This window comes from Thauera sp. WH-2, assembly GCF_048321015.1.
In the GTDB taxonomy this organism is placed as follows: domain Bacteria; phylum Pseudomonadota; class Gammaproteobacteria; order Burkholderiales; family Rhodocyclaceae; genus Thauera.
Window position 1 is genome coordinate 273,949 of sequence record NZ_JBLWFG010000004.1, and the last position, 18,917, is coordinate 292,865.

Genomic DNA, 18,917 nt, shown 5'->3' on the forward strand with positions numbered 1-18,917 from the left:
ATCCGATCAGGATACGTTTCATGGCCATCAGGTATTTCTTAAGACTGCTGCCCCTCGCTGGCGTGCTTTTTCTCGGCCCGCCCGCGCAAGGAGCGACCGTCAGCGCCCCGCTCCCGCCCGGCGTGCGCCTGGCACTCGACGCAGCCCACATCCCCGTGGAGGCGGTTTCGGTGTGGGTCCAGCCCGTGGATGCCGACCGCCCCACGCTCGCCATCCGGGCAGACCAGCCCATGAATCCGGCCTCGGTCATGAAGCTGGTGACCAGCTTCGCCGCACTCGAGCAGTTGGGCCCTGCACACACCTGGCGTACGCGCCTCGCGGTAACGGGCCCCATTCGGGGCGGGTTGCTCGAGGGCGACCTCCACCTGCTTGGCGGAGCCGACCCGATGCTCGGCTACGACCGCCTGTGGAAGATGCTGCGCCGCGTGCGCAACCTGGGTATCGAAGGTGTGGCGGGCGACATCGTGCTCGACGCGTCCGTGCTGCGCCTGCCCCCGCACGACCCGGACGCCTTTGACGGACGCGGGCTGCGGCCCTACAACAGTGGCCCCCACGGCCTGCTGATGCACTACAACACCGTGCTGCTGGGCCTCTACCCGGGCAAGGCGGCGAGCGAGCCGGTCACCCTCGCTGCGGAACCACCGCTTGCCGGCGTCACCATCGACAACCGGATCAGGACGTCCGACGCGCCCTGCGGCACCTGGTACAAGGATCTTCAGGCGCAGATCGAGCCGGGCCAACGCCTGGTGCTCAGCGGCACCCTCCCGCGCGCCTGCGGCCCCCGCACCTGGAGCGCCGCACCACTGCCCCCCGCCGAATTCGGCACGGCACTGGTCAGTGCGCTGTGGAGCGAGGCAGGCGGCCGGCTGGGAGGACAGGTGCGTGAGGGAACGACGCCGACCGGCGCCACGGAACTCATCCGCGACGACTCTCCTGCGCTGGCCGACGTGATCCGGGAAATGAATAAATGGTCGAGCAACGTGATTGCGCGCCAGCTGCTCGCCACACTCGGCGCGAGCCGTCCCGAGCTCCCCCAGTCCGCCACCGACATGGTCACCGCCGGGGCACAGTCCGCGCAGGAAGCGCTTGCAGCCGCGGGCATCGGTACCGAGGGCCTGGTGATCGAGAATGGGTCGGGTCTTTCACGCATCGAGCGCATCCGCGCCGACAGCCTGGGGCAGTTGCTGATCGCGGCATGGCAACGTCCCTGGATGCCGGAATACATCTCGGCGCTGCCCGTCGCCGGCCTGGACGGCACGGCACGTCGCCGGCTGTCTGGCAGCCCGGTGTCCGGACAGGCGCACATCAAGACCGGGACCCTCAACGGCGTGCGCGCAATGGGCGGCTACCTGCTCGACCGCCATGGGCGTCGTCATGCGCTGGTGATGATGATCAATCACCCGGAAGCCGCCCAGAGCGCTGCGGCGCAGGATGCATTGCTCGAATGGATCTGGGCAGGCGGCGGATAAGCAGCCCGGCAGTTACAGGGCCTCAGGTCGGCGGCATCGGCAGCGGCCGCCGCTGCATCAGCACCCACCAGCCGCGCACGATACGGTACAGGATCCACAGGCCGACGATCAGCAGCAGCCCGATCGCGAATGGCACACCGATGATGGTCAGCACCATCAGTCCGGCCACCACGACCCAAAGCACCGCGAACCAGAAGGTGCGGATCTGCCAGCGGAAATGGCTCTCCAGCCAGGTACCGCGCACCGCGTTCTGATTCCAGTAGTTCAGCACCACTGCTGCAATGGAGGGCAGGCTGGCGACGAAGCTGAAGATGATCGTCGCCGAACCGACCACCGCCGAAAACACCGCGAAGGCGTGCAGCGCATAGACCAGATGGGTGACGGTGACCATGTTCTCGGACGGCTGGTCCACCTGGAGCGGAGCGGGATAGGGGGTGCTCATCGACTTTCCTCGAAAATGAAGCCCGCGCCGGGAAACTCCGCGGCGCATGAAGAAGACTTCGAGCGCGGACCATGACGCCTGTCCGCACAACGCGCAACAACAAAACGTAACGCGCGCCCGCATTACGGTTCGTGCGTTCAGGCCCCGCGCTACAGCCCCAACTCACCCCACATCGCGTCCACCCTCGCCTTCACCGCCGCGTCCATGACGATCGGCGTGCCCCATTCGCGGCTGGTCTCGCCTGGCCACTTGTTGGTCGCATCCAGCCCCATCTTGCTGCCCAGGCCGGCGACCGGGCTGGCGAAATCGAGGTAATCAATGGGCGTGTTGTCGACCAGCGTGGTGTCGCGGGTGGCGTCCATGCGCGTGGTGAGCGCCCAGATCACCTCCTTCCAGTCGCGGATGTTCACGTCCTCGTCCACCACGATGATGAACTTGGTGTACATGAACTGGCGCAGAAAGCTCCAGATGCCGAACATCACGCGCTTGGCATGGCCCGGGTACTGCTTGCGGATGCTGACCACCGCCAGGCGGTAGGAGCAGCCCTCCGGCGGCAGGTAGAAGTCGACGATCTCGGTGAACTGCTTCTGCAGCAACGGCACGAAGACCTCGTTCAGCGCCACGCCCAGCATCGCCGGCTCGTCGGGCGGCTTGCCGGTGTAGGTGCTGTGGTAGATCGGGTCGCGACGCAGGGTGATGCGCTCGATGGTGAACACGGGGAAATCGGAGACCTCGTTGTAATAGCCCGTATGGTCGCCGTAGGGGCCTTCAGGCGCCATGTCGTTCGGGTGGATCGCGCCTTCGAGCACGATCTCGGCCGAGGCCGGCACCTGCAGGTCGTTGCCCAGGCACTTCACCAGCTCGGTCTTGGCGCCACGCAGCAGGCCGGCGAACTGGTACTCCGAGATCGAATCCGGCACCGGCGTCACCGCGCCGAGGATGGTCGCCGGATCGCAACCGAGCACCACCGAGATCGGAAAAGGCTCGCCCGGATGGGCGCGCTGGTGCTCGAGGAAATCCAGCGCGCCGCCCCGATGCGCCAGCCAGCGCATGATCACGCGGTTGCGGCCGATCACCTGCTGGCGGTAGATGCCTAGATTCTGGCGCTTCTTGTGCGGCCCGCGCGTCACCACCAGGCCCCAGGTGATCAGCGGCGCGGCGTCGCCCGGCCAGCAGTGCTGGATCGGCAGCTTCGCGAGGTCAACTTCATCGCCCGCCCACACCACCTGCTGGCAGGGCGCAGAGCGCACTTCCTTCGGTGCAATGTTCAGCACCTGCTTCAGCACCGGCAGCTTTTCCCAGGCGTCCTTCAGGCCCTTGGGCGGCTCGGGCTCCTTCAGGTAGGCGAGCAGCTTGCCCACCTCGCGCAGTGGCGTGCTCCAGTTGCCGTCGGCGACATCCTCGCCCATGCCCATCGCCACCCGCTGCGGGGTGCCGAAGAGGTTGGCGAGCACCGGGATCGACTGCGGCACACCCTTCGTCACCGGCTTCTCGAACAGCAACGCCGGCCCGCCGGCGCGCAGGACGCGGTCAGCGATCTCGGTCATCTCGAGGTGGGTGTCGACCGGGGCGGTGATGCGCTTCAATTCTCCGCGCGCCTCGAGTTGGGAGATGAAGTCGCGCAGGTCGTCGTATTTCATTCGGGCGTCTCGTGTTGGATGCGTGGCATGGGCGGGCGAGCCCTGGTCAGGCATTGACGCGCCCGCCGGCGCGAAGTTGTGGTCACACGCGAGCGTACGTGCTGGGTGCAGTCACGCTCGAACAGGTGTGCTCAGCGATGGGCATTGATCGCGTCGCGGGTCTCCAGCGCGACCTTCCGCGCGGCCTCGGCGAAGTCCTCGCCCTTGCCGGCATACAGCACCGCACGCGAGGAGTTGATCATCAACCCGGCGCCCTTCGCCGTGCGCCCCGCCGCCAGCGTGGCGGCGATGTCGCCGCCCTGGGCGCCGATCCCCGGCACCAGCAGCGGCAGGTTGCCGGTCAGTTCGCGCACGCGGGCGATCTCGGCCGGGTAGGTGGCACCGACGACCAGGCCACAGTTCCCGCTCGCGTTCCAGTCCTCCGCAACGGTGCGCGCAACATGTTCGTAGAGTTTCATGCGGCCCTTCGGCGTATCGACCTCCAGGAACTGCAGGTCCGAGCCGCCGGGGTTGGAGGTGCGGCACAGCAGGATCACGCCCTTGTCGGGGTAGGCCAGGTAAGGATCGACCGAGTCGCGGCCCATGTACGGATTGACCGTGATCGCGTCGGCCTTGAAGCGTTCGAAGGCCTCGATGGCGTACTGCTCGGCGGTACTGCCGATATCGCCGCGTTTGGCGTCGAGGATGACCGGGGTGTCGGGGTGAGCCGCATGGATATGCTCGATCAGGGCCTCAAGCTGCTCCTCCGCGCGGTGCGCGGCGAAGTAGGCGATCTGCGGCTTGAAGCAGCACACCAGGTCGGCAGTGGCGTCGACGATCTGCGTGCAGAACGCGAGGATCGCATCCGGGCGCCCCCGCAGATGGGCGGGGAATTTTGCGGGATCGGGATCGAGGCCGACACAGAGCAGGCTGTTGCGCTGCTGCCAGGCGGCTTCGAGAGCGGTCATGAAGTGCATGGGATGTCCGGTAGGAAGTGCGAAATCATCGCGCGCGCGGGGCGCGCACCCGCAGGTGGCGCCCCGCGCTCACGCTGCGCACTGGAGGAGGTCGAAGAAGATGCCGGCAAACACGACGGCACCGAACCAGTTGTTGTGGCGGAAAGCCTTGAAACATCCGGCCCGCGCACGTCCCCGGATCAGGGTGTAGTGGTAACCCGCGATCACCGAGGCGGCAGCAAGGCCAAGGTAGTAGACGAATCCGGCACCGATCATGACCCCGACCACACCCAGCAGCACGATCGCGGCACCGTAGCACAGCATCACCGCAGCGACATCGTAGCGACCAAAGGTGATCGCAGCCGTGCGAATGCCGAGCCGGAGGTCATCCGGACGGTCCACCATGGCATATTCGGTATCGTAGGCGATCGTCCATAAGGTGTTGGCCAGCAGCATCACCCACGCCAGCGCAGGCACCTCGCCCAGCACTGCCGCAAACCCCATCGGGATCGAAAAACCGAAGGCCAGCCCCAGATAGGCCTGCGGCAGCGCGAAGAAGCGCTTGGTGAACGGATAGCTGCCGGCCAGGAACAATGCCGGAATGGAAAGCCAGATCACCAGCGAGCCCAGCGGCAGCACGAGCAGGAAGGCCACCGCGGAAAGCCCCGCTGCAAGCCACAAAGCCTCGCCTGCGCGAACACGGCCGGTTGCGAGCGGGCGATCGAGCGTGCGCTCCACGTGACCGTCTATGTCGCGGTCGGCATAGTCGTTGATCACGCAACCTGCGGAGCGCATCAGGAAGGTGCCGATCACGAAAATCACCAGGATGTGCAAGGGCGGCAGTCCGCCGGCCGCCACCCACAGCGCCCACAGGGTGGGCCACAGCAGCAGCAGGGTGCCGATCGGCTTGTCGATCCGCATCAAGCGGACATAGTGGGGCAACTTGTCGTGCAGGCTCATGCCGAACGTCATCGGGGCAGTTCCAGGATTTCGGGCAGGAAGGCTTCGCTCACCATCAGCGCGCTGCCGCGCAGGAGAAAGATCGAGCGCCGCGCCCACAAGGCGCGCGGCACGAACTGTCCCGGGGCATGGTGGGCCAGTGCGGCTTGGGCGCGATGATACCGCGCATCGCGCCTGTCCAGACGGCGACAGGCGAGCGGCAGACGGCTGATCTCAGGGTCGGAGAACAGGGCCTGCCCGAGCGGGCGCGAGCCCATGCCATGAAAGAGGTTCCAGGTCCCGCGCACGTTGCGCCGCGGCAGCAGCGAGCGTGCGAACACCACCGGCCGGCCATCGGCGAGGAGCAGGACCTCGCGCAGCCAGGCGCGCTCGCCCGGCCGCAGGCCGAGCAGCAAGGCCTCGTCACGATGCACCCGCGCCAGTTGCTGACACACCACCTGCACGGCGAAGCGCCCGCAGCGTGCCCGGATGCGTGCGGTGAGCGAACCCGGATCGCGCAGCCACGGGCGCAAGGCCTCGGGTATGCCGGCGCGCGGTGGATGGGCCAGCCAGGTTTCGTGGCGCGGCCCGGTATGGAGAGGAAAGGCGATCAGCGGACGCATGGTTCGGATTGGGTGACGCGCGGCGCTCAGGCCCGCAACAGGGCCTCCCGCCCGCCCAGCCAGCGCACCATCAGGGCCTCGGCGGCGGCCGGCTCGCGTCGCAGGAGATCTTCAGCAAGTGCGCGCGCAGGCTCGATCAGGTCGGCATCGGCTTCGAGGTCTGCGTAACGCAGCAGCGGCACGCCGCTCTGGCGCGCGCCGACGAACTCACCCGGGCCACGGATTCCCAGATCCTCGCGCGCAATCGCGAAGCCATCGGTGTTCTCGTAGATCACTCTCAGGCGCGCACGGCCAGTCGCGGAGAGTGGCTGGGCGTAGATCAGGATGCACTCCGACTCCGCCGTACCGCGCCCGACCCGGCCGCGCAACTGGTGCAGTTGCGCGAGCCCGAAGCGTTCCGCATGCTCGATCACCATCAGGCTGGCATTGGGCACATCCACACCGACCTCGATCACGGTGGTGGCCACCAGCACATCGAGCTCCGCCGCCGCAAACGCCGCCATTGTGGTGGACTTCTCGTCGTTCTTCAGGCGGCCATGGATCAGCCCGATGCGCAACTCCGGCAGGGCCTCAACCAGTGCCGCCCAGGTGTCCTGCGCCGTCTGCAGTTGCAGGGCCTCGGATTCCTCGATCAGCGGGCACACCCAGTAGGCTTGCCGCCCCCCCAGGCAGGCCGCGCGCATGCGCGCCACAACCTGTTCACGGCGCGCCTCGGAGACCAGCCGGGTGCGGATCGGGGTACGGCCTGGAGGCAGTTCATCGAGCACCGACACGTCGAGATCGGCGTAATGGGTCATCGCCAGCGTACGCGGGATCGGCGTCGCCGACATCATCAGCATGTGCGGACGCCGCCCTCCTTCGCCCTTCTCGCGCAGCGCCAGGCGCTGGCGCACACCGAAGCGGTGCTGCTCATCGACCACCGCGAGCGCCAGCCGTGGCAGGGTCACCGGATCTTCGATCAGCGCATGCGTGCCCACGGCAAGCAGCACCTCGCCACTGGCCAGACGGGCCAGTGCGGCCTCGCGCTCGCGCTTCCTGCGTCCGCCCGACAGCCAGGCGACTTCGACGCCCAGCGGCGCGAGCCAGGCCGAGAGCTTTCTCCAGTGCTGCTCCGCGAGAATCTCGGTGGGCGCCATCATCGCGGCCTGCCAGCCATTCTCGGCGGCTTGCAGCATCGCGAGCGCAGCCACCAGGGTCTTGCCCGAGCCCACATCGCCCTGCAGCAGGCGCTGCATCGGATGCGGCGCGGCGAGATCGGCGGCGATCTCGCTCCAGGCACGCGCCTGCGCGCCCGTCGGCCGGAAGGGCAGGGTGTCGAGCAGCGCCGCGGTCAGGACTGCGCGCGCCGGCAGCGCCACCGCCGAGCGCGCGCGGCGTGCGAGGTAGGCACGGCGCAGCGACAGCTGCTGCACCAGCAGTTCCTCGAACTTCATCCGCCGCCAGGCGGGATGAGTCCGACGCTCAAGGGCATCGGGAGCGGCGTCCGGCGCAGGGTGATGGAGTGCATGCAGGGCATCCGCGAGGCCTGGAAGCCCGAGGCGCTGCAGCCACTCTTCGGGCAGCAACTCGTCCAGGGGCTCCGTCTGCAGCGCACGATCGACCAGCTTGCGTAAAGTCGCCTGCCCCACGCCGGCCGTGGTCGGATAGACCGGGGTCAGGGCCTGCGGCAACGGCTCGCCCGCGTCGACGCTGCGCACCCGTGGATGCACCATCTCGTCGCCGAAGAACCCGCCGCGGACCTCGCCGAACAGGCGGACCCGCCGACCCGGCGCAAGCTGCTTCTGCTGCGAGGGGTAGAAGTTCAGCCAGCGCGCCACCAGGGTTCCGCTACCGTCCCCGACCCGCGCCACGAGCTGGCGCCGCGGGCGCAGCATGATCTCGCACGACACCACCTCGCCCTCCACCTGCGCCGGCAAACCAGGCCGCGCTGCCCCGATGGGAGTGAGCCGCGTTTCGTCCTCATAGCGCAAGGGCAAGTGCAGCAGCACGTCGCGTGGCGCGCGGAGATCGAGCCTGGCGAGGCGGGCCGCAAGCGCCCCACCCACGCCGGCCCAGCCCTGCGGCTGCAACGCCGGAGCAGGCGATTTCGCTTGCCCCGCCGTCAGGCTCCCCCCCCTCACGCCAGACCCTTCACACCTGCGCCTTGAGCCTGGCCCTGCTCAATCGACCACGAGCACCAGGTCTGCCTCGACCAGCGCACCCCGCGGGAGCTCGCGCACCCCAACGGTCGCGCGCGCCGGATAGGGCTCGGCGAAGCAGGACTTCATGACCTCATTGACGACGCCGAAATTCGACAGGTCGGTGAGATAGATGGTGATCTTGACCACATCCGCGAACGAGCCGCCCGCAGCCTCGGCCACCGCCTGCAGGTTGGCGAAAACGCGTTGCGCCTGCGCCTCCACCCCCTCGACCATCTCCATGGTCGCGGGATCCAGGCCGATCTGCCCCGACAGGAACACCTGGTTGCCGGCCTTGACGGCCTGCGAATAGGGGCCGATCGCGGCCGGTGCGTTGGGGGTGGAAATGATCTGACGGGCCACGGACTTGCCTCCGGAATCACAAAAGCGTGATTGTACCCGCGCCTGCCGGGGGCGCACGCACCGCCCGCTGCGCCCGAAGGCACGGCGGGCGAACTGCCTCGCGAATCGGCCCCATCCGCACAGGGCCGCTCGCGCTCAAGCCTGGGCGCGCAGGGTGATGTCGCAGCCCAGGCGGTTGATCACCTTCTGCATGCCAACCCGCGCGCCAACGTTGATCACCAGCGGCGCGACGAAATTGGCCCGTAGCCCGGCCGAGGCGGGTCCGCTCGACGGCCCGTCGTCCTTGCGCACGATCACCGCGACCGCGGCATCCTCGGGCGACTGAAGCTTCAGCATGGCGACCTCCTCGTCGCTCAGCTGGAACTCGAGGTTGATGCCGAGCCGCTCGGGCAAGGTGATCGAGAACGCCACCTGAGGGTCGTCGACGCTCTGCAACAGGAGTACCTCGGCGCCCCCGCCCTCTTCGTGCACGAGCGCAAAACGCCTGCACTCCTCGAAGCCCGGCAAGCCCATCGGGAACTCGATGATCTTGTCCTCGGGCACTTCCGCACTGCCAAACATCGGACTCTTGATCTGCATTGGCTCACCCTCTCCTCAAAAATGGATGCATCGTCCCCCCTGTGGGGCCTTGCACGCCGTGAAGGCAGTCACGGCGCATCAATTCGAACGCGGCGGCGGCACGAGCACGCCCGCGCCATGCCCCCCCTCGCGCAACTTGCGGCGCGCCCGCTCCGCAGCGTCCCGGTCGGCAAAGGGGCCCAGGACGACACGGCTCTGGATGCCCGCAGCGTACCCTTCCGCCGCCAGCCGCTCGTAGAGTTGCAGGGCATTGGCCGGGTCGCCGAAGACCCCTAGCTGAATCCGGTAGCCCGGGCCGCCGCCACTCGCCGCGGCGTGCGGCAACAGCACACCCTCGGGCACTTCCGGCACGGAAGGAGGGGTGCTGGCCGGCGCAGCGGGATTCTCGGCGCTGGCAGGCGCAGGGCTTGCAGCGGGCTCCAGAGAAACCTCGGGGTGCTCGAGCGCCAGTGCGGTGGACGTCTCCACCGGCACTGGCACCACCGCAGGCAACCGAGACGGAGCGACACTTTCGGCGGCCGGTTGGGCGGCCGGTGGGGCGACCGGTGGGGCGACCGGTGGGGCGGCCTGCGGCCAGGGGGCCGGCACCTCAGGCCGGGCACTCAGCAACAAGGCCGCAAGACCGAGCGCCACCGCTGCGGCCAGCGCTGCCGTGGCGCGCAACAGCAGTACGCGCCGTGGAGCGGTCAGACGTGCGCTCATGTCCCCCCCTCGCCCCGCCGACTCAAGGAAAGCACAAGCTCCGCCTCGGCGAGCGTGATGCCGCAGCGGGCCGCGATCATCTCCGCATTGAGCCCCTGTGAGGCAAGCAGCAGCGCTTCGGAGTACTCTGGCGAACTCGCGGGCTGTACCCTGATGCGGTCGAGTTCATCCTGCAGCGCAGTGACATCCTCTACCAGCCGGGTGATCTCCTGCTGCTGCAAGGCGACCAGATCGCGCTGCGCCTGGAACTCCTGGCGTAGCCGGGAATTCTCCAGCTGCAGCGCAAAGACCTCCGCTTCGGCTCCACCACCCGGCTGCTCGGCAGACCCGGCTCCAGACGAGCCATACCCGCCGGCCGCCGGCTCCGCAGGCGCCGGCGCAACGACAGGGCGGGAGGCCAGCACCGGCGCGTACTCGAAATCACCCTCGTCCAGTCCATCCTCATCATCTGCAATCGTCGCCTTGGCACCCGCCTCCTCCGACTCACGCGGGCCAGCCGGCCCGGTCGGCCCGGTCGGCCCGCGTGCCGGAGCCTGCACGTGGGCAGCGCCAGGCTCGCGCGGGGCACGCAAGGCGCGCACGAACTGCCAGCTCGCGTAGCCAAGCAAAGCGATCACGGCCAGCCAGAGCAGATCGCGCAGGCTCATGTGCGTACGCACCCCTCTTCCACCGCGGAAAGCGGGGTGTGGAACGGGGGCGTGCGCGAGGCGGAGGGGAAAGAAGGCGTTATCGTTCTGCGCATGGGCGACGTGTCGGGCTCGATGCACCGATAATACTTGCCCCTATCCCCACCGACAAACGACAAGCCCGGTGCATGCGAATGGAACTCGAGCTGACCTCCCTGTTGTTCTGGCTGAAGAAGGCGCTGGCCGTGGCTGCGCTGCCGCCGCTGATGCCCTTGCTGCCCATCGTTGCCGGCCTGCTGCTGCTCGAGCGCCGCCCCCGCCTCGGCCGATGCTTCGCCTGGACCGGCGTGGTCCTGAGCCTGGCGCTGGTGACGCCCGCAAGCGTGAACTGGCTCGTGGCCCGGGTCGAATACCCGCATGCGCTCGCGCCGGGTGCCGCACAGGACGCGGAAGCCATCGTCGTTCTCGGCGCCGGGCGGCGCAAGCATGCGCCCGAGTTTGGCGGCGACACCGTCAACCGCCTCGCGCTCGAGCGTCTGCGCTATGCGGCCCGCCTTGCGCGCGAGACCGGGCTCCCGGTCCTGGCCAGCGGCGGTGCCCCGCAAGGAGGCGTACCGGAGGCCGTGCTGATGCAACGCAGCCTGCGCGAGGACTTCGGCATCAGCCCGCGCTGGCTGGAGTCCGCATCGCGCGACACGCGGGAGAACGCACGCTTTTCGGCAACCCACCTCCAGGCTGCGGGCGTGCGCAGCATCCTTCTGGTCACGCACGCCATGCACATGGAGCGCGCACGTGCGGAATTCGAAGCGGCCGGGCTGAGAGTGACTCCCGCGCAGACGGCGTGGCTGGGCGGAGGGGGCGGCAACGGCGCGGAAGAACAGGGCCTGCAGTTCATCCCCGGGCAGAACACCGCCTACGCTGCGTGGTTCGCACTGCACGAGTTGCTCGGCCAGCTTGCCTATCGCCTGTCGCGCTGAATCTCACGTGCGAGGGCCGGAAAGAACGAACCCGCAACGGTTGAGGAAACCGGTTGCGGGTCCTGTTACGGGTTGGCCTGCTGGCAGCGCGGGCGACTGCAGGCCGGCCGCCGGGTTGCTCAACCGCCGAAATCGTCGAGCATGATGTTCTCGCGTTCGACGCCGAGATCCAGCAGCATCTTGATCACTGCCGCGTTCATCATCGGAGGGCCGCACATGTAGAACTCGCAGTCCTCGGGGGCCGGGTGGTCCTTGAGGTAGTGCTCGTACAACACGTTGTGGATGAAACCGGTATAGCCGGTCCAGTTGTCCTCGGGGAGCGGGTCGGAGAGCGCCAGGTGCCACTTGAAGTTGGGGTTCTCCGCGGCAAGCTTGTCAAACTCGTCGACGTAGAAGGCCTCGCGCATCGAGCGCGCGCCGTACCAGAATGTGATCTTGCGCGTGCTATGCAGGCGCTTCAACTGGTCGAAGATATGCGAGCGCATCGGCGCCATGCCCGCGCCGCCGCCAACGAAGACCATCTCGTTGTCGGTCTCGCGCGCGAAGAACTCGCCGAAGGGGCCGTACACCGTGACCTTGTCGCCCTTCTTGAGGTTGAATACCCAGGACGACATCTTGCCCGGCGGGATGTCGTCGCGACCCGGCGGGGGCGAGGCGACACGGATGTTGAACTTCACCACGCCCTTTTCGCCCGGGTAGTTCGCCATCGAGTACGCGCGGATGGTGGTCTCGTCCACCTTGGAGACATAGCGCCACAGGTTGAATTTGTCCCAGTCGCCGCGGAATTTCTCCTGGATGTCGAAATCCTTGTAATTGACCACGTGCGGCGGGCACTCGAGCTGCACGTAACCGCCGGCGCGGAAGGCAACGTCCTCGCCCTCGGGCAGGCGCAGCGTCAGCTCCTTGATGAAGGTCGCCACGTTGGGGTTGGACTCGACGGTACACTCCCACTTCTTGACGCCGAAGACCTCCTCCGGCACCTCGATCTTCATGTCCTGCTTGACCGGGGTCTGGCAGGACAGGCGCCAGCCTTCCTTGGCGTCGCGCTTGGTGAAGTGCGACTCCTCGGTGGGCAGCATCGAGCCGCCACCTTCGGTGACCACGCACTTGCACTGCGCGCAGGTGCCACCGCCACCGCAGGCCGAGGGCAGGAACAGACCGCTCTCGGCCAGGGTCTGCAGCAGCTTGCCGCCCGCCGGCACGGTGATCTTCTTCTCGCCATTGATGTCGATGGTGACGTCACCCGACGACACCAGCTTCGAGCGGGCGGCGATGATGAACACGGCCAGCGCGAGCACGATGGCGGTGAACATCCCGATGCCCAGAATGATTTCGGTATTCATCGTTTCACGGTCTCCTTACAGCTGCACGCCCGAGAAGGACATGAAGCCCAGCGACATCAGGCCGATGGTGATGAAGGTGATGCCCAGGCCCTGCAGGCCCTCGGGCACGTCGCTGTACTTGAGCTTCTCGCGGATGCCGGCGAGCAGTGCGATCGCCAACGCCCAGGAGAACCCCGAGCCCAGGCCATACACCACACTTTCGGAGAAGTTGTAGTCACGTTCGACCATGAACAACGTGCCGCCCATGATCGCGCAGTTCACCGTGATCAGCGGCAGGAACACACCGAGCGCGTTGTAGAGGCTGGGCACGTATTTGTCGAGCAGCATCTCCAGGATCTGCACGATCGCCGCGATGACGCCGATGTAGGACAGCAGCCCGAGGAAGGACAGATCGACATCCGGCAGGCCTGCCCACGCCAGTGCGCCGTCACGCAGCAGGTAGGTGTAGATTAGGTTATTGGCCGGCATCGTGATGGTCTGCACGACCACCACGGCGATACCGAGTCCGATCGCGGTCTCTACCTTCTTCGAGATCGCGATGAAGGTGCACATGCCGAGGAAGAAGGCGAGCGCCATGTTCTCGATGAACACGGCCCGCACGAAGAGGCTCAGATAGTGCTCCATGTCAGTAGGCCTCCTTTTCCACGACTTGCGGCGCCATGCGGAAGCTCGGCTCCTCGACCTGCTCGGTCCGCCAGGCGCGCAGCCCCCAGATCAGCAGGCCGATCAGGAAGAACGCAGAGGGCGGCAGCAGCAGCAAGCCGTTGGGCACGTACCAGCCGCCATCCTTGGCGAGCGCGATGATCTCGACGCCGAACAGCTTGCCGGCACCGAAGAGCTCGCGGATCACGCCCAGGGTGAGCAGCACCACGCTGTAGCCGAGACCGTTGCCGATGCCGTCCATGAACGAGAGCATGGGCGGGTTCTGCATGGCGAAGGCTTCGGCGCGGCCCATCACGATGCAGTTCGTGATGATGAGGCCGACGAACACCGAGAGTTGCTTGGACAGGCCATAGGCGTAGGCCTTGAGGATCTGATCCACCACGATGACCAGCGACGCGATGATCACCATCTGCACGATCATGCGGATCGAGCTCGGGATCTGGTTGCGGATCATCGAGATGAACAGGTTGGAGAAGCCGGTCACCAGCGTGAGCGCAATCGACATCACGAGCGCGGTCTGCAGGTTCGACGTCACCGCGAGCGCCGAGCAGATGCCAAGGATCTGCAGGCCGATCGGGTTATTGGCGAAGACCGGATTGAACAGGACTTCCTTGACGGTCGGTTTGGCCATTTTCAAGCCCCCTGTTGTGTACGCAGCCTGGCGAGCAGCGGGCCGAAGCCCTGCTCACCAAGCCAGAATTGGATCAGGCGGTCGACACCGTTGCTGGTCAGGGTGGCGCCGGCAAGTGCGTCGACCTGGTGCTTCGCGTCCGGGCTGGCAGGGTCGACGCCACCCTTGACGATGCGGATCACCGGCTTGCCGGACGCGTCGAAGAGCTCCTTGCCAGGCCACTGCGCCTTCCAGTTCGGGTTGTCGACCTCGCCGCCGAGACCGGGGGTTTCGGCATGCTGATAGAAGCCCATACCAACCACGGTGTTGAGATCGCCCTTCACCGCCATGAATCCGTGCAGCGTGGACCACAGGCCGTAACCGCGAATGGGCAGGATCAGGGTCTCGAGCTCGCCCTCGCGCTGGACCATGTACACCGTGGTGTAGCGCTCACGGCGCTTGATCATGGCGATGTCCTGCTCGCCCGGCAGCGCATCGGACAGCGCTGGGTCGCGCGCGGCCTTGAGCGGGTCGAACGTCGCCGGATCCTGCGCATCGGTGAACTGGCCGGTTTCCAGATCCACCACCTTGGCGCTGATGCGCTCGGCGAACAGATCCTTGACCTCGCGGCCGGACATGCCCGCTTCGCCAAGGCCGGCGATGGACAGGATGCTGCGTTGCTTGTCGAGCTGGCGGTTCTCGATCTGCACCGGCTTCAGCGACACCGCTGCGCCGGCGACGAAGACCGAACTGACGAGACTGACCGCGAGCGCCACCAGCAGCGTGCGGCTCGTCGATTCTTTCTTAGACATTGCGCGCGAGCCTCCGCTTGATGTTGGCCGCGACCACGAAGTGGTCGATCAGCGGTGCACACAGGTTGCCGAACAGGATGGCGAGCATGATGCCTTCCGGGAAGGCCGGGTTGACCACGCGGATCAGCACGGTCATCACGCCGATCAGCGCACCGAAGATCCACTTTCCGGTATTGGTCATCGAAGCCGATACCGGATCGGTGGCCATGAAGATCATGCCGAAGGCGAAGCCCCCCATCACCAGGTGCCAGTGCCAGGGAACGGCAAACATGGCGTTGGTATCGGAGCCGATGGCATTGAACAGCAGGCTGGTCGCGATCATGCCCACCATCACGCCGGAGACGATGCGCCACGAGGCAATCTTCATCCCCAGCAGCACCACGCCGCCCAACAGGATGGCGAGCGTGCTGGTCTCGCCGATCGAACCATGCACCGTGCCGAGGAACGCGCTCATCCAGTCGATGCCGTTGCCGAGCACCGCCTCGATGCCGCCCGAGGCGCCGAGCGAAAGCATGGTTGCGCCGGTATAGCCATCGACTGCGGTCCACACCGCATCGCCCGACATCTCGGCCGGGTAGGCGAAATACAAGAAGGCACGACCGGTGAGCGCCGGGTTGAGGAAGTTCTTGCCGGTGCCGCCGAAGACTTCCTTGCCGATCACCACGCCGAAGCTGATCCCGAGCGCGACCTGCCACAGCGGGATATCCGGCGGGCAGGTGAGGGCGAACAGCACCGAGGTGACGAAGAAGCCCTCGTTGACCTCATGCTTGCGGATCGAAGCGAACAACACCTCCCAGAAGCCGCCGACGATGAAGGTAGTGAGATAAACAGGCAGGAAGTACGTCGCCCCGTGGAGGAAGTTCGCCCACAGGCTGGCCGGATCCAGCCCCGCCAGCGCGCCGGTGAGTGCGATGCGCCAGCCCTCCTGCGCCGCCATCAGGTCGGCATTGGCTGCGAGGATGCTGTTGGCTTGGTAGCCGACGTTCCACATGCCGAAGAACATGGCGGGGAAGGTGCACAGCCACACCGTGATCATCATGCGCTTGAGGTCGAGACCGTCACGCACGTGGGCGGTGGTACGGGTGACGCTGGCCGGTTTGAACAGACCGGTGTCGACGGCTTCGTACAGGGCATAGTACTTCTCGTACTTGCCGCCCTTCTCGAAGTGATGCTCGATGCTGTCGAGCCAGGAGCGCAGACTCATGCTCAACCCTCCTTCTCGATGCGCGTGAGATTGTCACGCAGGATGGGACCGTACTCGTACTTGCCGGCGCACACGTAGGTGCACAGCGCCAGATCTTCCTCGTCCAGTTCCAGACAGCCGAGCTTCTGGGCGGTTTCGGTGTCGCCGACGATCAGCGCGCGCAGCAACTGCGTAGGCAGCATGTCGAGCGGCATCACCTCTTCGTAGTTCCCGATCGGCACCATCGCACGCGGACTGCCGTTGGTGCTGGTGGTGAAGTTGAACAGCTTGCCGGGAGAAAGCCTGGAGATGTAGAGCGGGAGCACCGAGTGCTTCTCGGCCCCTGCACGCAGGTAATGCAGCATCTCGCGCTCGGTACCCTCTTGAAGGCAGGACACCTGCAGGTGATAACGTCCCAGGTAGGCACAGGCACCACGGGAAGTGCGCCCTCCGAACACAGAACCCGAGATCACGCGCACCTTGCAGCCAGTCTTGAGTTCTCCTGCGGTGAGTTCGTCCAGACTAGCGCCCAGACGCGCCCGCAGCAGGCGGGGTTTTTCAACCATGGGACCGGCAATCGCCACGACGCGCTCGGTCCACAACCGCCCGGTGGCGAACAGCTTGCCGATCGCGATCACGTCCTGGTAGTTGAGCGACCACACCGATTTCTCGGCGTGCACCGGATCGAGGAAATGAATGTGTGTCCCCGCAAGGCCCGCCGGATGCGGCCCGGCGAAGGTTTCGGTACGCACGTTTGAGAGGCCGGCACACGGCATCTGCGTGCCCTCGGCGTGGCAGACCATGACCGGCGCGATGCGCGCAAGCACGCGAGCACCGCGCGCGAAATCGTCCTTATGCTCTCCAATAACCACCGTCGGGTCGGCCGCAAGCGGATGGGTGTCCATCGCGGTGACGAAGATCGACTTCGGCTGCGCATCGATCGCGGGCACCTTGCTGAACGGCCGCGTACGCAGCGCAGTCCACAGACCCGACTCGATCAGGCCCTCGCGCACCTTCTGCGGGTCGAGCCCGTCGATCTCGCTATCGCCGTAGCGCGCGAACTCGACGGCCTCATCGCCTTCGAGATCGATCACCACCGACTGCAGCACGCGCTGATCACCGCGATGGATGGCGCTGACCGTGCCGGCGCCCGGCGCAGTAAACACCACGCCCGGCGTCTTCTTGTCGGAAAAAAGGACCTGCCCGAGCTTCACCCGGTCGCCGACCTGCACTGCCATGGTCGGCTTCATGCCGTGGTAGTCGAAGCCGATGACGGCCACGCTGCGCACCGGACGTCCGTCCTCGATCCGCTGCGCGGGCGCGCCGGTGATGGGCAGGTCCAGGCCGCGTTTGATTCTTATCATGCGCTTTTCGCCCATAGACTCGTGGGAATGGACGAGGCCGCCCTGGATCTGCGCACCTGCCCCCTCGGCAAGCGGCTGAAGTGACGGCCTCGCGTCGATAAACGCACGAATTATAAAAGATTGTTACCCCGGGATCACGCCGAGAGCGTGTTGACGTTCACGTCATCCGTGTTATCCACACGCCAACCAGGGCCCGCCGCGAGCAACCAGCGGCGCTCACGGCGGAGAAGGACAGAAGCGATCAGCAGCGCTCGAAGACGCCTGCAGCCCCCATGCCCGTGCCGATGCACATGCTGATCATGCCGTGGCGCAGCCCCGGGTCGCGCTGCATCGCCGCCATCAGCGTCGCGGTGCGGATTGCCCCCGTAGCGCCCAACGGGTGGCCCAGCGCGATCGCCCCCCCGAGCGGGTTCACCTTCGCCGGGTCCATCTCAAGCTGACGCATCACCGCCAGCGCCTGGGCGGCAAAGGCCTCGTTGAGCTCGGTCCAGCCGATGTCCGCCATCGTCACTCCGGCGCGCGCGAGCGCACGCGGGATCGCCTCCACCGGACCGATACCCATGACCTCGGGCGGCACGCCGGCGACGGCGAAGCTGGCGAAGCGTGCGATCGGCCGCACGTCGTAGCGCTTCACCGCGGCCTCGCTCATCAACAGGACCGCAGCAGCACCGTCGGACATCTGCGAACTGTTGCCCGCCGTGACCGAGCCGCGCGCGGAAAACACCGGGCGCAGCTTGCCGAGCTTTTCCACCGCGGAGTCGGGGCGCGGCCCCTCGTCATGCTCGAGCACACGCTCGCTGATGCGCACCGCGCCATCGCCGCCGGGTACATGCGACTGCACCGCGTAGGGCACGATCTCGCTCGCGAAGTGGCCCGCCGCAATCGCCGCGCAGGCGCGGCGGTGCGACTCGACCGCAAAGGCATCCTGGTCCTCGCGGCTCACCCCCCACTGCTGCGCGACCTTCTCGGCGGTCAGACCCATGCCATATGCGATCGCGACATTTTCAGCGTGCGCAAAGATCTCGGGGTTGAGGCTGACCTTGTTGCCCATCATCTGCGGCATCGCACTCATGCTCTCGGTGCCGGCGGCAATCATGACGTCCGCTTCGCCCAGGCGGATGCGGTTGGCGGCATCGGCCACCGACTGCAGGCCCGAGGCGCAGAAGCGGTTGATGGTCAGGCCGGGCACGCTGTCGGGAAGGCCCGCCAGCAGCAAGCCGATGCGCGACACGTTCATGCCCTGCTCAGCCTCCGGCATCGCACAACCGGTGATGACGTCGCCGATCTCGTTGGCGTCGAGGTTGGGCACCTTGGCCACCACCGCGCGCAACACCTTCGCCAGCATGTCGTCGGGGCGCACGTAACGGAAAGCCCCATTGCGCTTGGCAACCGGCGTGCGCACCGCGGCGACGATGTATGCGTCCTGAATCTGTTTGCTCATGCTTGTTTCCTCAATCCATTGCCGTCAGA

General features: G+C 66.7%; 19 protein-coding genes. 2 read left to right on the forward strand and 17 right to left on the reverse strand.

What is annotated here, in order from left to right:
• Positions 1-20 precede the first annotated feature (20 nt).
• Positions 21-1,469 carry a D-alanyl-D-alanine carboxypeptidase/D-alanyl-D-alanine-endopeptidase gene (gene dacB / locus ACNKW1_RS09405; protein ID WP_418364321.1) on the forward strand — a complete coding sequence of 483 codons (1,449 nt, stop codon included), beginning with the start codon at positions 21-23 and terminating at the stop codon, positions 1,467-1,469.
• A gap of 22 nt (positions 1,470-1,491) precedes the next feature.
• Here dacB and ACNKW1_RS09410 read toward each other — a convergent pair whose 3' ends face one another.
• The 10 genes from ACNKW1_RS09410 to ACNKW1_RS09455 form a co-directional block, all read right to left on the reverse strand.
• On the reverse strand, positions 1,492-1,911 hold the full coding sequence (locus ACNKW1_RS09410; protein WP_418364322.1) for a DUF4870 family protein: 420 nt from the start codon (positions 1,909-1,911) through the stop codon (positions 1,492-1,494).
• 149 nt (positions 1,912-2,060) lie between these two features.
• Positions 2,061-3,551 carry a 4-hydroxy-3-polyprenylbenzoate decarboxylase gene (gene ubiD / locus ACNKW1_RS09415; RefSeq protein ID WP_418364323.1) on the reverse strand — a complete coding sequence of 497 codons (1,491 nt, stop codon included), beginning with the start codon at positions 3,549-3,551 and terminating at the stop codon, positions 2,061-2,063.
• 131 nt (positions 3,552-3,682) lie between these two features.
• The gene (pyrF, locus tag ACNKW1_RS09420; protein ID WP_418364324.1) at positions 3,683-4,507 is read right to left on the reverse strand and encodes an orotidine-5'-phosphate decarboxylase; all 825 of its coding nucleotides are present in this window, start codon (positions 4,505-4,507) and stop codon (positions 3,683-3,685) included.
• A gap of 69 nt (positions 4,508-4,576) precedes the next feature.
• A complete protein-coding gene (gene ubiA, locus ACNKW1_RS09425) occupies positions 4,577-5,458 on the reverse strand; it encodes a 4-hydroxybenzoate octaprenyltransferase (protein WP_418364325.1) in 882 nt (293 codons plus the stop codon).
• Positions 5,455-6,048, reverse strand: coding sequence for a chorismate--pyruvate lyase family protein (locus ACNKW1_RS09430; protein WP_418364326.1), 594 nt, complete (start codon positions 6,046-6,048; stop codon positions 5,455-5,457). The genes ubiA and ACNKW1_RS09430 overlap by 4 nt, the downstream gene beginning before the upstream one ends.
• A gap of 26 nt (positions 6,049-6,074) precedes the next feature.
• A complete protein-coding gene (recG, locus tag ACNKW1_RS09435; RefSeq protein WP_418364327.1) occupies positions 6,075-8,117 on the reverse strand; it encodes an ATP-dependent DNA helicase RecG in 2,043 nt (680 codons plus the stop codon).
• A 90-nt stretch (positions 8,118-8,207) separates the two neighbouring features.
• A complete protein-coding gene (locus ACNKW1_RS09440; protein ID WP_418364328.1) occupies positions 8,208-8,588 on the reverse strand; it encodes a RidA family protein in 381 nt (126 codons plus the stop codon).
• 135 nt (positions 8,589-8,723) lie between these two features.
• The gene (gene fliW / locus ACNKW1_RS09445) at positions 8,724-9,167 is read right to left on the reverse strand and encodes a flagellar assembly protein FliW (protein ID WP_418364329.1); all 444 of its coding nucleotides are present in this window, start codon (positions 9,165-9,167) and stop codon (positions 8,724-8,726) included.
• Positions 9,168-9,245: 78 nt separating this feature from the next.
• A complete protein-coding gene (locus tag ACNKW1_RS09450; RefSeq protein WP_418364330.1) occupies positions 9,246-9,869 on the reverse strand; it encodes an SPOR domain-containing protein in 624 nt (207 codons plus the stop codon).
• A complete protein-coding gene (locus ACNKW1_RS09455; protein WP_418364331.1) occupies positions 9,866-10,516 on the reverse strand; it encodes a DUF2802 domain-containing protein in 651 nt (216 codons plus the stop codon). Before ACNKW1_RS09455 ends, ACNKW1_RS09450 begins: the two co-directional genes overlap by 4 nt.
• A gap of 173 nt (positions 10,517-10,689) precedes the next feature.
• Here ACNKW1_RS09455 and ACNKW1_RS09460 point away from each other — a divergent pair, with 173 nt between their 5' ends.
• A complete protein-coding gene (locus ACNKW1_RS09460; protein ID WP_418364332.1) occupies positions 10,690-11,472 on the forward strand; it encodes a YdcF family protein in 783 nt (260 codons plus the stop codon).
• A gap of 119 nt (positions 11,473-11,591) precedes the next feature.
• On the opposite strand, the gene nqrF is transcribed toward ACNKW1_RS09460, so the two are convergent.
• From nqrF to ACNKW1_RS09495, 7 genes are all read right to left on the reverse strand, one after another.
• Positions 11,592-12,815, reverse strand: a complete 1,224-nt coding sequence (gene nqrF / locus ACNKW1_RS09465; RefSeq protein ID WP_418364333.1) for an NADH:ubiquinone reductase (Na(+)-transporting) subunit F — start codon at positions 12,813-12,815, stop codon at positions 11,592-11,594.
• A 15-nt stretch (positions 12,816-12,830) separates the two neighbouring features.
• The gene (nqrE, locus tag ACNKW1_RS09470; RefSeq protein ID WP_418364334.1) at positions 12,831-13,439 is read right to left on the reverse strand and encodes an NADH:ubiquinone reductase (Na(+)-transporting) subunit E; all 609 of its coding nucleotides are present in this window, start codon (positions 13,437-13,439) and stop codon (positions 12,831-12,833) included.
• A 1-nt stretch (position 13,440) separates the two neighbouring features.
• Positions 13,441-14,109: an NADH:ubiquinone reductase (Na(+)-transporting) subunit D gene (locus ACNKW1_RS09475; RefSeq protein ID WP_418364335.1), complete on the reverse strand. Its 669-nt coding sequence runs from the start codon at positions 14,107-14,109 to the stop codon at positions 13,441-13,443.
• Positions 14,110-14,111: 2 nt separating this feature from the next.
• Positions 14,112-14,900: a Na(+)-translocating NADH-quinone reductase subunit C gene (locus ACNKW1_RS09480; protein ID WP_418364336.1), complete on the reverse strand. Its 789-nt coding sequence runs from the start codon at positions 14,898-14,900 to the stop codon at positions 14,112-14,114.
• Positions 14,893-16,104 carry an NADH:ubiquinone reductase (Na(+)-transporting) subunit B gene (locus ACNKW1_RS09485; RefSeq protein ID WP_418364337.1) on the reverse strand — a complete coding sequence of 404 codons (1,212 nt, stop codon included), beginning with the start codon at positions 16,102-16,104 and terminating at the stop codon, positions 14,893-14,895. The genes ACNKW1_RS09480 and ACNKW1_RS09485 overlap by 8 nt, the downstream gene beginning before the upstream one ends.
• Before the next feature lie 2 nt (positions 16,105-16,106).
• Positions 16,107-17,447 (reverse strand): Na(+)-translocating NADH-quinone reductase subunit A, encoded by a 1,341-nt coding sequence (locus tag ACNKW1_RS09490; RefSeq protein ID WP_418364338.1) that lies wholly within the window; start codon positions 17,445-17,447, stop codon positions 16,107-16,109.
• Between the two features lie 241 nt (positions 17,448-17,688).
• Entirely contained in the window at positions 17,689-18,888 is a 1,200-nt protein-coding gene (locus ACNKW1_RS09495; RefSeq protein ID WP_418364339.1) for an acetyl-CoA C-acyltransferase, read from the reverse strand.
• Positions 18,889-18,917 lie beyond the last annotated feature (29 nt).

Bases quoted from the DNA above. Each gene is read 5' to 3' on its own strand.
- ubiA (WP_418364325.1), bottom strand. From the start codon at position 5,458: ATGACGTTCGGCATGAGCCTGCACGACAAGTTGCCCCACTATGTCCGC.
- ACNKW1_RS09480 (WP_418364336.1), bottom strand. From the start codon at position 14,900: ATGTCTAAGAAAGAATCGACGAGCCGCACGCTGCTGGTGGCGCTCGCG.
- ACNKW1_RS09410 (WP_418364322.1), bottom strand. From the start codon at position 1,911: ATGAGCACCCCCTATCCCGCTCCGCTCCAGGTGGACCAGCCGTCCGAG.
- ACNKW1_RS09490 (WP_418364338.1), bottom strand. From the start codon at position 17,447: ATGATAAGAATCAAACGCGGCCTGGACCTGCCCATCACCGGCGCGCCC.
- ACNKW1_RS09495 (WP_418364339.1), bottom strand. From the start codon at position 18,888: ATGAGCAAACAGATTCAGGACGCATACATCGTCGCCGCGGTGCGCACG.
- nqrE (WP_418364334.1), bottom strand. From the start codon at position 13,439: ATGGAGCACTATCTGAGCCTCTTCGTGCGGGCCGTGTTCATCGAGAAC.
- ACNKW1_RS09460 (WP_418364332.1), top strand. From the start codon at position 10,690: ATGGAACTCGAGCTGACCTCCCTGTTGTTCTGGCTGAAGAAGGCGCTG.
- ACNKW1_RS09475 (WP_418364335.1), bottom strand. From the start codon at position 14,109: ATGGCCAAACCGACCGTCAAGGAAGTCCTGTTCAATCCGGTCTTCGCC.
- nqrF (WP_418364333.1), bottom strand. From the start codon at position 12,815: ATGAATACCGAAATCATTCTGGGCATCGGGATGTTCACCGCCATCGTG.
- ACNKW1_RS09455 (WP_418364331.1), bottom strand. From the start codon at position 10,516: ATGAGCCTGCGCGATCTGCTCTGGCTGGCCGTGATCGCTTTGCTTGGC.
- fliW (WP_418364329.1), bottom strand. From the start codon at position 9,167: ATGCAGATCAAGAGTCCGATGTTTGGCAGTGCGGAAGTGCCCGAGGAC.
- ubiD (WP_418364323.1), bottom strand. From the start codon at position 3,551: ATGAAATACGACGACCTGCGCGACTTCATCTCCCAACTCGAGGCGCGC.
- dacB (WP_418364321.1), top strand. From the start codon at position 21: ATGGCCATCAGGTATTTCTTAAGACTGCTGCCCCTCGCTGGCGTGCTT.
- pyrF (WP_418364324.1), bottom strand. From the start codon at position 4,507: ATGCACTTCATGACCGCTCTCGAAGCCGCCTGGCAGCAGCGCAACAGC.
- ACNKW1_RS09485 (WP_418364337.1), bottom strand. From the start codon at position 16,104: ATGAGTCTGCGCTCCTGGCTCGACAGCATCGAGCATCACTTCGAGAAG.
- ACNKW1_RS09450 (WP_418364330.1), bottom strand. From the start codon at position 9,869: ATGAGCGCACGTCTGACCGCTCCACGGCGCGTACTGCTGTTGCGCGCC.
- ACNKW1_RS09430 (WP_418364326.1), bottom strand. From the start codon at position 6,048: ATGCGTCCGCTGATCGCCTTTCCTCTCCATACCGGGCCGCGCCACGAA.